This is a genomic window from Gordonia heveisoli (assembly GCF_030315745.1).
GTDB lineage: Bacteria > Actinomycetota > Actinomycetes > Mycobacteriales > Mycobacteriaceae > Gordonia.
In genome coordinates this window covers 69,880-81,827 of record NZ_JASXSH010000005.1, presented here as the reverse complement: position 1 = coordinate 81,827, position 11,948 = coordinate 69,880, and the positions used below count along the sequence as shown (strand labels likewise).

Here is an 11,948-nt window from a genome sequence, read left to right as displayed (position 1 = left end):
GGGGACTTCACGGTGTGCTCATGTCTTCTGCTACCTGTTCCGGCCCTCGGGAGGGCCAACTGTCGGTGGCGGCCGCACCGAGCTTTTCGGTGAGGTCGTTCGGGTTCACGGACAAGCCGGGGACCCGCAGTGCCGAGGCGAACGCCCTGCGTCGCACGGCTGCGGTCACACACTCCGCAGCCGGATGCAACCAGGCTCCCCGTCCCGGCAGGTTTCGCGCACGATCGACCACGATCTCCGGTCCGTCCGCGCGCTGCTGAGCGACGAGTCGAACCAGGTCCGAGGCCTCTGCCCGCCGTCGGCACCCGATACACGTCCGGGTGACAAGGCGTCGAACAGATTGATCTGGTCGTCCGCCGGTGACCGGAATGGACGACTTTCGCTGAACCATCGATCAGTCTAGCGCGACTCGGCCGTGCGACGACAATCGGCGTGTCACCGGCGGTGTCCCGCACCTGCCGAACCGCCGGCCGCTCCGTCCGGATCGGGGTCGGCGTCCGACCGGATGTCGATGCGCCAGCCGGTCAGACGGGCCGCGAGGCGGGCGTTCTGCCCCTCCTTGCCGATGGCCAGTGAGAGCTGATAGTCGGGCACCACGACGCGCGCGGCCTTGGCGGCCTCGTCGATGACGGTGACCGAGACCACTTTCGCGGGCGAGAGTGCGTTGCCGACGAAGGCCCCCGGGTCGGTGTCGAAGTCGATGATGTCGATCTTCTCGCCGGCCAACTCGCTCATCACGTTGCGCACCCGCTGACCCATCGGGCCGATGCAGGCGCCCTTCGCGTTGAGTCCGGCAACCCCGGTGTGCACCGCGATCTTGGACCGATGCCCCGCCTCCCGGGCCACGGCGACGATCTCGACCGAGCCGTCTTCGATCTCGGGGACCTCCAGCGAGAACAGCTTGCGCACCAGATTGGGGTGGGTGCGCGACAGGGTGATCTGCGGGCCGCGTGCGCCGCGGGCAACGCCCACGACGTAGCACTTGATGCGGTCACCATGGGTGTAGGTCTCCCCCGGCACCTGCTCGGCGGGCGGGATGACACCCTCGGCGGCGTTGGCATCACTGCCGATCTGCACGACGATCATGCCGCGGGCATTGGCGCGCGAATCCTGCTGCACCACACCGCCGACGATCTCTCCTTCGTGGGTGACCAGGTCGCCGAAGTTCTTCTCGTTCTCCGCGTCCCGCAGCCGCTGCAGGATCACCTGACGGGCGGTGGTGGCCGCGATGCGCCCGAAACCCTCTGGGGTGTCGTCCCATTCGTGGACGACGTCACCGTTCTCGTCGACCTCCTGCGCCATCACGCGGACCGCACCGGACTTGCGGTTGACGTCGATCCGGGCGTGCGGCGCGAAACCGTCGGTATGGCGATACGCGGTCAGCAGGGCGGTTTCGATCGCCGTGATGACGGTGTCGATCGAGATGCCCTTGTCTGCCTCGATCATCCGGAGTGCGTTGATGTCGATGTTCATGGCGGCTGCGCTCCTATTCATTTGTTGCCGTTCGATGTTCGGTTTTTCGATATTCGATTGTCCACGTCGGGTACGTCCGCGGTGGGACGCGGTGTGCCGATGATCGGCGCTCAGCCGCCGTCGATCGGCGTCGGATCGCCACGCCGCGCGGCGATCTCGGCGTCGTCGAGTCCGCATCGGGTCAGCTCGGCGACACTCGGCTTGCCGAAGTCGACCTGCACGACCGCCTTGACGATCTCCTCGAAGTCGACGCGTTCAACCGCGATGCGGCCCTTGAGATTCGACACGATGGTCACCGACTGCTCGTCGAGTGGGCCCACCCGGCCGATGAGTTCGGCGCGCTCCCCGTCGGCTCCCTGGCGGGTGATGGCGACCTTACGTCCGCGCGCCCGAATCCAGTGCCGCGGCAAGCTGAGCGGCCGATCGATTCCGGGTGAGGTGACCTCCAGTGTGTAAGCCTCGTCGCCGAGAATCCCGGCCGCGTCGAGGGCCTCCGAGATCTCATTGCTCAGTTGGGCCAGCACATCGAGATCGCTGCCGCCGTCGCGGTCGACCACGATGGACAGTTCGTCGGCACCCTCACGCGGACGAACGACGACATCCTCAAGGTCGAAACCCCGGTCGGAGACGAGTTGTCCGACGAGCTCGCTCAGCTTTCGCGAAACGCTCGGCATGGCACTCTCCTCGTCTTCAGTTGTCAGGGGTGTTCAGTTGTCGGGGATCTTGAGTTGTCGGATCCACGGTTACGCGGCGCTCGGCCAGTGTAGTCGATTTTCGCCGACGGGTTTCCACCACGGCCTGCGACGCCGTGGGCGCCGGTAGTCGGGGCGAGTGCCGGCTGGCAAGATGTGTCGGGTGATGCCACCGCTGAACCGACGCACCGTCCTTCGCGGCGGTATGGCGGCCACCGCAGGTCTGTCGGTCCTCGCCATGACCGGCTGCTCCGACGACGGCCCGACTGCCGAACAGCTGACCGCGCAGGCACTGCTGCCGATCGCCGCCGCAGCCGACGCCGACGCGAAGACCGCCCGCCGACTGATCCCCGGCTCCACCGAATACGCGGCCGCACTGGGTGTCGTCGCCGACCAGCGCGCCGAACACGCGCAGCAGTTACGGGCCGAGATCTATCGACTCCACCGGGCCACCGGCACCGAATTCGACACACTGACCGCGACACCGCCGTCGGGGACGGGTGTGGCACCGTCGAACGCTCCGGCACCGCCCGCCGACGTCGGTCAATTGCGGACCCGGCTGCGCGAGTCGGCCCGGCAGGCCCACGACGGCGCGATCACCTTCACCGGATATCCGGCCGGACTGGTCGGTGCCGTATCCGCTTCAATCGTCTCGATGGTGGAGGTTCAACTGTCATGACCGCCACGATCAGCGCCTTGGGCGCCGCCACCGCCGCCGAGAACGCGGCCATCTTCACCTACGGCGTGATCACCGCATTCGCCGCGCCCGCACGACGACGCACCATCGTCGAGCAGATCAGTGCGCACCGGGCGCGGCGGGATGCCCTGGAACGGGCCATCACCGCCGCAGGCGGCGTCCCGCCCGCCGCACCCGCCGGGTACACGCTTCCGGTGGAGGTCACCGGCCCGACCAGTGCCGCCCGGGCCGCGTTGGCCGCGGAGAACGACTGCGCGCGCGCCTACCGTGCACTGCTGGAGCAGGCCGAGACACCCGAGGCCCGCCGCATCGGCGTGGACGGACTCGACGACTCGGCGGTGCGCATCGCGTATTGGCGTGCCGCACTCGGCATCTCACCCGCAACCCTGGCCTTCCCGGGGGCGCCGGCCTGACCGGCCACCCTCCGGGCAGGGCCGTGAATCAGGCGCGAGCCGCGTTGATGATCGTGGCGACCGCGTCGGCGACGGCGATCTCGCTCGCCTCCCCGGTGAAGCGATCTCGCAGTTCGACGGTGCCACCGGCGTAGCCGCGTCCGACGACCACGACCACCGGCATGCCGAGTAGCTCGGCGTCCTTGAACTTCACTCCCGGCGACGCCTTGCGATCGTCGAGCAGCACCGACAGGCCCGCGGCATCGAGGTCGGCGGCCAGTGCCTGAGCCCCCGCCACCGCGGCCTCGTCCTTGTTGGCGATGACCAGGTGCACCGCGAACGGCGCCACCGCGCGCGGCCAGCGCAGCCCCTTCTCGTCATGGCACTGCTCGGCGATCACCGCGACCAGACGTGAGACGCCCACACCGTAGGAGCCCATGGTCAGGCGGACGGGTTTGCCGTTCTCGCCGAGGACATCGACGTCGAATGCGTCGGTGTACTTCCGGCCGAGTTGGAAGATGTGTCCGATCTCGATGCCCTTGGCTGCCACGAGGGTGCCCTTGCCGTCCGGGGACGCGTCCCCTTCCCGGACCTCGGCCGCTTCGATGGTGCCGTCGGGGGTGAAGTCGCGACCGGCGACCAACCCCACGTAATGCCTGCCGGGTTCGTCGGCGCCGGTGATCCAGCTGGTGCCGTCGACCACCCGCGGGTCCACGAGATAGCGAACCTCGTTGGCGATCAATGCCTTCGGTCCGATGTACCCCTTGACCAGGAAGGGATTGGCGGCGAAGTCCTCGTCGGTGAGCAGTTCGACCTCGGCCGGCTCCAGGGATGCCTCCAGACGCTTGAAGTCGACCTCGCGGTCGCCGGGGACACCGACCGCCGTGAGCTGCCATTCGCCACCGGGTTCGCGCACCTTCACCAACACGTTCTTCAGGGTGTCCGAGCCACCGAACTGGCCGTCGAGGGTCGCGTTGGCCCAGTCCACCAGCGACTCGATGGTCGGGGTGCCGGGGGTGTCGTGGACCTGGGCGGGGGCGAGTCCGTCGAAGGGGATCGACTCCGGGGCCGGGGTGACGACCGCCTCCACGTTCGCCGCGTAGTCGGAGTCGACGCAGCGGACGTAGGTGTCCTCACCCACCTCGCTGACCGCGAGGAACTCCTCGGAGGCGCTGCCACCCATCGCACCCGAGGTCGCCGCGACGATCACATACTCGACACCCAGCCGGGCGAAGATCTTCTGGTAGGCCTCACGATGCGCGGCGTAGGAACCCTTCAGCCCGTCGTCGTCGAGGTCGAAGGAGTAGGAGTCCTTCATGACGAACTCGCGGCCACGCAGGATGCCCGCACGCGGACGTTCCTCATCACGGTATTTGGTCTGGATCTGATAGAGGATCGTGGGCAGGTCCTTGTAGGAGGAGTACTCCCCCTTCACCAGCTGGGTAAAGATTTCCTCGTGGGTCGGACCGAGCAGCATGTCGGCGCCCTTGCGGTCCTTGAGGCGGAACAGCGCGTCGCCGTATTCGGTCCATCGGCCGGTCGCCTCGTAGGCGTCGCGCGGCAGCAGCGCGGGCAGCAGGATCTCCTGGGCACCGATGGCGTCCATCTCCTCGCGGACGACGGTCTCCACCGCCCGCAGCACCCGCAGACCGAGGGGCAGCCAGCTGTACACGCCGGGCGCGGCACGGCGCACATATCCGGCGCGCACGAGCAGCTTGTGGCTGGGTACCTCGGCGTCAGCCGGATCGTCGCGCAGGGTCCGCAGGAACAGGGTCGACATCCGTGTGATCACGGTGGTCGATCATAGTCGGCTGTTCGCCGCACCCGATGCGCGCCGTGGCCTCCGGCGTCGAGCTGCACCGCCCGCGCCGATAGGGTGTTGCGGTGCTCGTCATCCTGCCTCCCTCCGAGACCAAATCCGACGGCGGCACCGGTGCGCCCCTCGATCTGGACACCCTGTCGTTCCCGGAGCTGAACGCCACCCGCAAACTCATCGCCGAAGTGATCGTCGAACTGGCCGCCGACCTCGACGCCAGCCGGGTCGCACTGGGCCTCGGCGCCACCCAGTTGTCGGAGGTGGACCGCAATGCCGACCTGTGGTTGTCGCCGACTCGACCGGCGATCGAGCGGTACACCGGTGTCCTCTACGACGCCCTCGATTACCCGCATCTGACCAAAGCAGGCAAGGCCAAGGCCGCCGAGCGCCTCGCGATCGGGTCCGCCCTGTTCGGTGTGGTCGCCGCCGCCGACCCGATTCCCGCCTATCGTCTGTCCGGCGGATCGAAGCTGCCCGGGCAGCCGACGCTGGCGGCGCTGTGGAAGCCGACGCTGTCGGAAACCCTGGACGCCGTCGACGATTTCGTCGTCGACCTCCGCTCCGGTGTCTATCACCAGCTCGGTCCGGTACGCGGCGCGGTGACCGCAACCGTCGTCACCGAAGCCGCCGACGGCTCCCGAAAAGTGGTGAGCCACTTCAACAAGCACTACAAGGGTTTGATGGCGCGCGAACTCGTCCGCACCCGGCGCACGGTGCGTGACATCAACGGGCTGGCCGCGGTCCTCGCCGATGCCGGTCAGCGGGTGGAGATCGCCGGGGAACGCCAGATCACCGTCGTCACCGACTGAGCGGACCGTTGGCCATCGAGCACGCACGTCTCGAAACGCCCCCGGTCAGCCACCCGAACGATGACACCCGCGATCGGCCCGCTGCGATGCAACAACCGGCGGTGAGATCGACGGCCATTGGGAGGGCACTGTGACGGATCTGGCACGGAGGCGGGCACTCGAGCGCACCAGCTCACCCAACTGGGTGGTGTGGGTCGTGCGCACCTTCGCCGCGATCGGCATCATCTGCCTGGTCGTCGCCGTCGGCCTGACCATCTGGGCGGTCGGCTTCGCGAGCAACGCCGAACAGACCAGCGGCCGGGTGATCGACTACACCCGATCATGGGACCGCGAGGATCGCCAGTACGAACACCGCGCGATTGTCGAATACCTGGTCGACGGTCAGCGCTACACCACCACCGTATATATCGACCGCGACAACCCGCAGAAGTACCACATCGATCTGTGACCGGTGTCAGCATCGAACTGTGACCGGGGTCAACATCGATCGGTGACCGGGGTCAGGGGCGCGCACCGACGCCGACGTCGTCGACATCGACGGCCTCCGCCTCGGGGCCCGCGCCACCATCGATATCCGCGCCCGGATCCACTCCCGCCGCGGTTCCACCGATGCGGGCCGGGCACAGAACGGCCAGTCCGACCGCACCCACCAGGATCACCGCGCCCATCACCCAGCAGGCCTGCGCGGCCGCGCCGTCGAACGCTTCCGTCGCCTGATCCCGAATAGACTGGGCAAGAACCGAATTGGCCGGGGAGATCCGGTCGGCGACGACCAGCGCCTCGGCCAGCGTGCGCGAAATCGGCGTGGACAACTCAACACCACCCGGTTGCGCCGACAACTGGTCGAGCAGTGGCGCGATCCGATGCGCGTATGCAGAGGCGACGACACTGCCCGCCAGCGCGATACCGATCGCCGACCCCAGTTCGCGTGCGGTGTCGTTGACCGCAGATCCGACGCCCTGCGCCGACTCCGGGGTGTTGGCCATGATGGCCGTCGTCGGCGGTGCGGTCGCGAATCCCTGGCCGAGCGCCACCACGATCGCGAACGGCAGCACGCCGAGATAGGTGTGGTAGTCGATGACCCCCATCAGCACCATGCCGAGCCCGGTGAGTCCATTGCCGAGGACCAGCACGACACGCAGATCGACGCGCACCGTCAACCACGCGCTCAGCGGCGACATCACCAGCAGGATCCCGACGATCGGCAGCAGCGCGGTCGCCGCCATCAACGCCGACATCCCCATGCTCAACTGCAACTGCTGCAGGAGCACGAAGAAGATGCCCATCGAGGCGAAGAACTGCAGCGTCACGCAGAGCGCACCCGCGGAGAACGCCCGGTTGGTGAACAGGGACATATCCAGCAACGGGTCGTCCCGACGCCGCTCGACGGCCACGAATGCCACTCCGAGGGCGATCCCGGCAAGCAGGCAGGCGACCACGAATGCGGAGGTCCAGCCATGGTTCGGGGCTTCCAGCAGACCGAGGACGACGAGCGCCACCGCCGCGGGCGCCAGTAGCGAACCGGGGATGTCGAACCGCTTGGGCGAGTCGTCGCGCGAGGTTCCGATGGTCAGGGACAGCACGGTCAACACCGCGGCGACCAGACCGAGGGTCAGCAGGATCGACTGCCACTCGAAGAACTCCAGCAACGCGCCGGACAGGAAGAAGCCGCCGATACCGGAGGCACCGGCGACGCCGGCCCAGATGGCGACCGCCATATGCCGACTATCGGCGGGCATATGTGAGGTCAGCAGTGAGAGCGTTGCCGGCATGATCAGCGCCGCGGCCACACCGGCCAGCGCGCGCGAGGCGATGAGCTGACCGGGGTCGGTGAGGACGACGGCCGCGAAGGACGACAGGGCGAACAGCACGAGGCCGATGATCATGACTCCGCGCCGGCCATAGCGGTCGCCGATCGCGCCGGCCGGCAGCAACAGTGCCGCCATCGCCAGGGTGTAGGCGTCGACCAGCCAGGTCAGCTGCGTGGTGGTGACCTGGACGTCGGCGGCGATGGATGGCAACGCGAGGTTGAGGGCGGTCATCGCACCCATCACCAGTCCCAGCGCGGAACAGACGACGGCCATCAGCCACGCCACCGCACCCCGCCCGACCGACTTCGACGTCTCGCTCATTCCCACCCCTTAACGAGACGGTGCGTCTCGTCTCGCAGGGACACGGTAAGCCATCGACCCGACCCACGGCAGGCTTTCGCGCCGATACGATGACGCGGTGACCGAGCAGGCGCGTGCACCACGACGACGCAGCGAACGATCGCGGCGCGCCATCCTCGACGCCACCCGGGCGCTACTACTCGAACGCGGCTTCGAGTCGCTGACCATCGAAGGTGTCGCATCCGCGGCCGGCGTCGGCAAGCAGACCATCTACCGCTGGTGGCGCAATCGCACCGCCCTGGTCGCCGACGTGCTGGCCGAGGACGCCGACGAGATCATGCCGCAGATCGACTCCGGTACCGACGTCGCCGATGACGTCGCCGTATGGGCGGGCCGGTTGGCGCAGGCCCTGACCGGTACCCAGGGGCAGGCCACGGTGCGAACCCTGTCTGCCGCAGCCCTCGAAGATCCCGCGACCGCCGCCCGATTCCGGGCCGAACTCAGCGACCCGATGCGCGCGATGGTCCGCGACCGGCTGTCGGTGGTGCCCACCTTCGACGATGAGCGGATCGAGGCATGCCTGGACGCGATCGTCGGTGGCATCGTCCTCGCGGTGCTGCTCGACGGCCCCGACTATCCGGTCGAGCGGGCCGAAGCGCTGGCCCGCCTCACCATCGCCGGCGCACTATCGGCAGGCTGAGCGTTCGGACTCAGGCGTCCACACCCGCGTCGGCCGCCTCCTGGGCGGCCTGCCCTTCGGCGACCTCTTCGGGAGTAAAGCGCATGAACAGCACGACGATCGCGGCGATGACCGCGATTCCGGCGCAGCAGGCGAAGGCCAGCCCATAGCCGTCGGCCTGCGCGGCCAGCTGCGCGGCGTTCATCTCCTCGACCGGGCCGGTGGTACCGCCCTGGGACAGAGCTCGGGAGGTGACCATCGCCCCGACGACGACCAGGCCGACCGCGCCACCGAGATTCTGTGCGACCTGAGCGAGCGCGGTCAGCGGACCGATCTCGTTCGGGCCGACACCGGCGACGACCGACAGGGTCAGCGGGATCACCGCCAGGCCCACTCCGAAACCGATCACCACCACGGGTAACGCGATGTTCGGGAAGTAGCCCGGGGCGTCGGTGGCGATCGAGGACGCATACAGACAACCGGCCAGAATGACCGCTCCGCCGGCCAGGACCAGCCACCGCGGCTGCATCATCAGTGCCAGCTTCGAAGCGATCGCAGCCGCGATCGCCAGGCCGAAGGCGAAGGGCACCACGGCCAGACCGCTCTGTATCGGGCTGTATTTGAGGATGCCCTGCAGGTACAGCGAGATGAACACCGCCATGCACATCATGATCATGCTGGCGAACAGGATCGCGAGGAGCGCCGCGACGCGGCTGACGTTGTCGAACAGCACGAACGGCAGGATCGGGTTGCTCGCCCGGCGTTCGACGAAGACGAAGGCGATCAGGGCGAGCGCCCCGAGCACGAACGAGCCGACCACGATCGGCTGCCCCCAGCCGTTGGGCCCCTCGTTGACGGCGAGTACCAGCAGGGTGCATCCCAGAGTGCCCAGCACCGCGCCCTTCACGTCCAGCGAAAACCGCTCCCCCTGCGACTCCCGCAACGTCCACAGCGCACCCACCGCGACCGCCAGGCCGATCGGGACGTTGATCAGGAACACCAGACGCCAGTGGATCTCGGTCAGCACACCGCCGACGATCAGTCCGGCCACCGAGCCGACACCGGTCATCGCGGCGTAGACGGCGAAGGCCTGGCTTCGGGGTTTGCCGGGGGCGAAGGTGGTGGCGACCAGCGCCATTGCCGTCGGTGCGGCGATCGCCGCGGACGCGCCCTGCAGGGCCCGCCCGACGACCAGGCTGGCCTCGTTCCAGGCCAGGCCGCACAGCAACGAGGTCAGCGTGAACATCGAGACACCGACGACGAACATGCGCTTTCGGCCGAAGGTGTCGCCCAGGCGTCCGCCGAGCAGCATGAGGCCGCCGAAAGCGAGGACGTAACTGCTGATGATCCAGTTGGCACTGGATTCGGACAGGTCGAGTGCCTCACGGATCCGCGGTAGCGCCAGCGCGGCGACCGTCCCGTCGAGGACCATCAGGAGCTGCATACCGGAGAGGACGAGGATCGCCGGTCCGAAGACCTTGCGATATTCGGGTGCGGCCATCGTGGGCGCCTCCGGCATTCCGGACGTAGACATACCGAGGGACGCTACCGGCCTGCCGCCCCGATATGCCAATCCTCGTTGGTCAGGTCGGTCGTCCCATTCCGGTGATCGGCGGCATCACGACGACGGGTTCCCGTCCGGTGGTGTCGAGCGTTCAGAGCGCGCCTTCGGTGAATCCGGCGACCTCACCGATGACGACGATCGCCGGCGGCCGCAGTCCCTGCGCGCCCGCCACCTCGGCGGCATGTGCGAGGTCGGTGCGCAGGACCCGCTGGGTGGGCAGGGAACCGTTCTCGATCATCGCGACCGGCGTCTCCGGTGCCCGTCCACCCGCCAGCAACGCATCGGCGAAGACCTCGACGCGCTCGACCGCCATCATCAGCACGATAGTGCCGCGCAGCTTGCCCAGCGACGGCCAATCGGTCAGCGAATCGGGGTGGCCGGGCGGCACATGCCCGGACACGATGACGATCTCGTGGGTGACGCCGCGGTGGGTGACCGGGATACCCGCGGAGGCGGGTGCGGCGATGGAACTGCTGATCCCGGGTACGACGGTGACCGGTACCCCGGCCGCGACACAGGCCTGCAGTTCCTCGAAGCCACGGCCGTATACATACGGGTCGCCGCCCTTGAGCCGGACGACGAACTTCCCCTCCTGCGCCTTGCTGACCAGGACGTCGTTGATGGCCTCCTGCTTCATCGCGCGACCGTAGGGCACCTTGGCGGCGTCGATGATCTCCACCTGCGGGCCCAGCGCGGCGAGCAGTTCCGGCGGGGCCAGCCGGTCGGCGACCACCACGTCGGCCTCGGCCAGCAGTCGCTGACCACGCACCGTGATGAGGTCGGGGTCGCCCGGTCCGCCGCCGACGAGTGCGACACCCGCGGCATGCGGCGCGGTGTCCTCGACGACGAGTGAGCCGTCGGCGAGCGCTCGGCCGATGGCGGCGCGCAGGGCCGCCGACAACCGGTGGTCGCCGCCGGCGAGGACACCGAACTGGATGTCGCGGTGGCGGCCCGAGGCGGGTGTCACCGCGGTCCCCGACCGTGCATCGTCGGCGCGCACGCAGAAGGTGTGGCGGCGCTCGGCCTCGGCGACCACCGCCGCGTTGACCGCGGGATCGTCGGTGCAGGCCATCACATACCAGGCACCGTCGAGATCACCGTCGGCGTAGGCACGTTTGGTCACGGCGATGCCCGGGAACGATTCGACCGCAGGAGTCGGGTCGACGGCGATGACGTGCACATCCGCACCCGCGGAGATCAGATTGGGCAGCCGTCGCTGGGCGACCGATCCGCCGCCGACCACCACGACCCGACGTCCGCGCAGATCAAGCCCCACCAGGTAGTGCCCGCCCGACTGCGATTGTTCGCTCACCATGGCACGGAAGTCTATCGGCGCCGCACCCGCGTACCGCCATCGGCAGTCGAGCAGTCGGGTGGCCATCCTGACGTGCTATGCCCCCGGACGTGGCGGCCGGCCACCGCGAGCACCCTCAGAGCGGCAGTTCACCGGTGCGGCGGATATAGGCCCACACGTCGGCGGTCGGCACCCCCAGCCGGTGTGCGGCCGACTGCAGCAACGCACCGAGTAGAAGCGACGAACAGTATTCGCCGTCCGCCGAATCTCCTGCGTGCGTGCGGATCTCGTTCCACCACGACGGGTTGTGGTTCGCCGCCGCCTCGGCCATCGCGATCGCGGTGTCGAAACCGGCAGGTACCGGCGGCGCGTCCGCACTCGACATCTGGCAACTCCCACAACAGTTGTCACAACCCTCCAC

13 protein-coding genes are annotated in these 11,948 nt (G+C 68.4%); 5 read left to right on the top strand and 8 right to left on the bottom strand.

Annotated elements, in window-relative coordinates:
• Positions 1-7: 7 nt before the first annotated feature.
• The 3 genes from QSJ18_RS06055 to rimP all read right to left on the bottom strand — a co-directional run bounded on the left by QSJ18_RS06055 (position 8) and on the right by rimP (position 2,147).
• Complete coding sequence (locus QSJ18_RS06055; protein WP_353507204.1) at positions 8-391, bottom strand: YlxR family protein; 384 nt, start codon at positions 389-391, stop codon at positions 8-10.
• Positions 392-435: 44 nt separating this feature from the next.
• On the bottom strand, positions 436-1,473 hold the full coding sequence (nusA, locus tag QSJ18_RS06050; protein WP_286325400.1) for a transcription termination factor NusA: 1,038 nt from the start codon (positions 1,471-1,473) through the stop codon (positions 436-438).
• A 110-nt stretch (positions 1,474-1,583) separates the two neighbouring features.
• Positions 1,584-2,147: a ribosome maturation factor RimP gene (rimP, locus tag QSJ18_RS06045; RefSeq protein ID WP_286325399.1), complete on the bottom strand. Its 564-nt coding sequence runs from the start codon at positions 2,145-2,147 to the stop codon at positions 1,584-1,586.
• A 184-nt stretch (positions 2,148-2,331) separates the two neighbouring features.
• Between rimP and QSJ18_RS06040 the strand changes: the two genes are divergently transcribed.
• Both QSJ18_RS06040 and QSJ18_RS06035 read left to right on the top strand, forming a co-directional pair.
• Complete coding sequence (locus QSJ18_RS06040) at positions 2,332-2,844, top strand: hypothetical protein (RefSeq protein WP_286325398.1); 513 nt, start codon at positions 2,332-2,334, stop codon at positions 2,842-2,844.
• Complete coding sequence (locus QSJ18_RS06035; RefSeq protein WP_286325397.1) at positions 2,841-3,275, top strand: ferritin-like domain-containing protein; 435 nt, start codon at positions 2,841-2,843, stop codon at positions 3,273-3,275. The genes QSJ18_RS06040 and QSJ18_RS06035 overlap by 4 nt, the downstream gene beginning before the upstream one ends.
• Before the next feature lie 28 nt (positions 3,276-3,303).
• On the opposite strand, the gene QSJ18_RS06030 is transcribed toward QSJ18_RS06035, so the two are convergent.
• Entirely contained in the window at positions 3,304-5,034 is a 1,731-nt protein-coding gene (locus tag QSJ18_RS06030; protein WP_286325547.1) for a proline--tRNA ligase, read from the bottom strand.
• A 104-nt stretch (positions 5,035-5,138) separates the two neighbouring features.
• On the opposite strand from QSJ18_RS06030, the gene yaaA reads away from it, so the two are divergent.
• Both yaaA and QSJ18_RS06020 read left to right on the top strand, forming a co-directional pair.
• Entirely contained in the window at positions 5,139-5,879 is a 741-nt protein-coding gene (yaaA, locus tag QSJ18_RS06025) for a peroxide stress protein YaaA (RefSeq protein ID WP_286325395.1), read from the top strand.
• 130 nt (positions 5,880-6,009) lie between these two features.
• Entirely contained in the window at positions 6,010-6,327 is a 318-nt protein-coding gene (locus QSJ18_RS06020; protein ID WP_286325394.1) for a DUF3592 domain-containing protein, read from the top strand.
• Between the two features lie 52 nt (positions 6,328-6,379).
• On the opposite strand, the gene QSJ18_RS06015 is transcribed toward QSJ18_RS06020, so the two are convergent.
• Positions 6,380-8,011: an MFS transporter gene (locus QSJ18_RS06015; protein WP_286325393.1), complete on the bottom strand. Its 1,632-nt coding sequence runs from the start codon at positions 8,009-8,011 to the stop codon at positions 6,380-6,382.
• Positions 8,012-8,108: 97 nt separating this feature from the next.
• On the opposite strand from QSJ18_RS06015, the gene QSJ18_RS06010 reads away from it, so the two are divergent.
• Positions 8,109-8,690, top strand: coding sequence for a TetR/AcrR family transcriptional regulator (locus QSJ18_RS06010; RefSeq protein WP_286325392.1), 582 nt, complete (start codon positions 8,109-8,111; stop codon positions 8,688-8,690).
• Between the two features lie 10 nt (positions 8,691-8,700).
• On the opposite strand, the gene QSJ18_RS06005 is transcribed toward QSJ18_RS06010, so the two are convergent.
• The 3 genes from QSJ18_RS06005 to QSJ18_RS05995 all read right to left on the bottom strand — a co-directional run bounded on the left by QSJ18_RS06005 (position 8,701) and on the right by QSJ18_RS05995 (position 11,912).
• Complete coding sequence (locus QSJ18_RS06005; RefSeq protein ID WP_462475997.1) at positions 8,701-10,203, bottom strand: MFS transporter; 1,503 nt, start codon at positions 10,201-10,203, stop codon at positions 8,701-8,703.
• 121 nt (positions 10,204-10,324) lie between these two features.
• Positions 10,325-11,548, bottom strand: coding sequence for a uroporphyrinogen-III C-methyltransferase (gene cobA, locus QSJ18_RS06000; protein WP_286325391.1), 1,224 nt, complete (start codon positions 11,546-11,548; stop codon positions 10,325-10,327).
• Positions 11,549-11,663: 115 nt separating this feature from the next.
• A complete protein-coding gene (locus tag QSJ18_RS05995; RefSeq protein ID WP_286325545.1) occupies positions 11,664-11,912 on the bottom strand; it encodes a hypothetical protein in 249 nt (82 codons plus the stop codon).
• Positions 11,913-11,948 lie beyond the last annotated feature (36 nt).

Coding starts and splice junctions, on each gene's coding strand:
- QSJ18_RS06040 (WP_286325398.1), top strand. CDS start 2,332: ATGCCACCGCTGAACCGACGCACCGTCCTTCGCGGCGGTATGGCGGCC.
- QSJ18_RS06005 (WP_462475997.1), bottom strand. CDS start 10,203: ATGTCTACGTCCGGAATGCCGGAGGCGCCCACGATGGCCGCACCCGAA.
- rimP (WP_286325399.1), bottom strand. CDS start 2,147: ATGCCGAGCGTTTCGCGAAAGCTGAGCGAGCTCGTCGGACAACTCGTC.
- QSJ18_RS06015 (WP_286325393.1), bottom strand. CDS start 8,011: ATGAGCGAGACGTCGAAGTCGGTCGGGCGGGGTGCGGTGGCGTGGCTG.
- QSJ18_RS05995 (WP_286325545.1), bottom strand. CDS start 11,912: ATGTCGAGTGCGGACGCGCCGCCGGTACCTGCCGGTTTCGACACCGCG.
- nusA (WP_286325400.1), bottom strand. CDS start 1,473: ATGAACATCGACATCAACGCACTCCGGATGATCGAGGCAGACAAGGGC.
- QSJ18_RS06035 (WP_286325397.1), top strand. CDS start 2,841: ATGACCGCCACGATCAGCGCCTTGGGCGCCGCCACCGCCGCCGAGAAC.
- QSJ18_RS06055 (WP_353507204.1), bottom strand. CDS start 391: ATGGTTCAGCGAAAGTCGTCCATTCCGGTCACCGGCGGACGACCAGAT.
- QSJ18_RS06030 (WP_286325547.1), bottom strand. CDS start 5,034: ATGTCGACCCTGTTCCTGCGGACCCTGCGCGACGATCCGGCTGACGCC.
- cobA (WP_286325391.1), bottom strand. CDS start 11,548: ATGGTGAGCGAACAATCGCAGTCGGGCGGGCACTACCTGGTGGGGCTT.